The organism is Micromonospora sp. M51 (assembly GCF_018070305.1).
Lineage (GTDB): Bacteria > Actinomycetota > Actinomycetes > Mycobacteriales > Micromonosporaceae > Micromonospora > Micromonospora parva.
This window is the reverse complement of sequence record NZ_JAGPXZ010001059.1, coordinates 1-1,591: the sequence shown is the minus strand read 5'-3', so window position 1 is coordinate 1,591 and position 1,591 is coordinate 1. Positions and strand designations below refer to the sequence as shown.

Below are 1,591 nucleotides of genomic sequence, written 5' to 3'. Positions count from 1 at the left end.
GATCACCACCTCCGACGACGCCATCGCCGACCGGCTGCGGCTGCTGCGCAACCAGGGCATGCGGGTGCGGTACCAGTACGAGGCGCCGGGGCACAACTGGCGACTGACCGACCTACAGGCGGCCATCGCCGTGCCGCAGGTCGGCCGGCTCGCCGAGACCACCGCCCGTCGGGCCGAGAACGCCGCGAAGCTGACCGCCGGCCTCGCCGACCTGCCCGGTCTGACCACCCCGTCGGTGCCGGCGGGACGCAGCCACGTCTGGCACCAGTACACGGTGCGGATCGGCGCCGACGCGCCACTGAGCCGCGACGACCTCGGCAAGCGGCTCGACGAGCGGCAGATCGGCTACGGTCTGTACTACCCCCGCCTCATGCACCACTACGACTGCTACGTGGGTCACCCGCAGATCGGCACGGACGACACCCCTCGTGCCCTGCGCGCCGCCGAGGAGGCGCTCTCCCTTCCTGTCCACCAGCACCTGGCCAACGACGACGTCGACCAGGTGATCGAGGCCGTACGAGGTGCGTTCAATGCCTAATTTGGCGATCATCGGCGCGGGCATCATGGGCGCGAACCACGGCCGGGTGGCCCTCTCCACGCCGGACGTCACCGTCACCTCCGTCTGCGACCCCGACCCCCAGCGGGCCGCCACCCTGGCCAAGGCCATCGGCGCGCAGTACACGACCGACCTCGACGAGGCGCTGGCCGGCGTGGACGCCGTCGTCCTGGCGACCCCGAGCGAGACGCACGGCGAGTTGGGCGCACGCATCCTGCGCAGCGGCCGGGACCTGCTCGTCGAGAAGCCGATCGCGACGTCCGTCGCCGACGCGCGGAGCCTCATCGACCTCGCCGAGAAGCACGACCGCGTGCTGATGGTCGGCCACGTCGAGCGCTTCAACCCGGCGGTGACAGAACTCCTGCAACTGGTGGACGACCCACTGTCGTTGGAGATCACCCGGGTCGGCCCGTTCTCCAACCGCGCCCTCGCCGACGTCCTGCTGGACCTGATGATCCACGACGTCGACCTGGCCCGCACGGTGGCCGGCTCGGAGATCGTCGCGCACCGCGCGGCGACCCGGATCGTCCGCTCCGCCGAGCAGGACCTGGCGTTCGCCCTGCTCATGTTCGAAAACGGCATGATCGCCAACATCACCGCGAGCCGGGTCAGCCAGAACAAGATCCGCCGCGTCACCCTCACCCAGCGCAACGACTGCGTCATCGCCGACCTGCTGCGCCAGCAGGTCGAGGTGCACCGCATCGAACACTCCGAGTACCTCTCCGAGGGTGGCGTGCGCTACCGGCAGAGCGGCCGCGTCGAGATCCCCTTCCTGTCCCAGCACGGCGAACCGCTGATGCACGAGCTGCGGCACTTCGCCGACTGCGTCGTCAACCGCCGCCGACCGGTGGTCAGCGGCGAAGACGGCCTGGCCGCCCTCGAGGTGTGCCTGCAGATCCGCGACACCGCGCTGGTCGGCTGAGCATGTACAAGGGTCAGAAGATCGCCGCCGTCGTCCCGGCGTACAACGAGAGCCGGCTGATCGGCAAGACGATCACCACGATGCCCGACTTCGTGGACTTCATCGTGGTCATC

General features: G+C 69.8%; 2 protein-coding genes. Both read left to right on the top strand.

Annotated features, from left to right (window positions below; all coding sequences use genetic code 11):
* Nucleotides 1–538: DegT/DnrJ/EryC1/StrS aminotransferase family protein (locus KBX53_RS32425; protein WP_210863658.1), on the top strand; the 538-nt coding region annotated here is incomplete at its 5' end.
* Nucleotides 531–1,478 carry a Gfo/Idh/MocA family protein gene (locus KBX53_RS32420; RefSeq protein WP_081883858.1) on the top strand — a complete coding sequence of 316 codons (948 nt, stop codon included), beginning with the start codon at nt 531–533 and terminating at the stop codon, nt 1,476–1,478. The genes KBX53_RS32425 and KBX53_RS32420, both read left to right, overlap by 8 nt.
* The last annotated feature ends 113 nt before the right edge of the window (nt 1,479–1,591 follow it).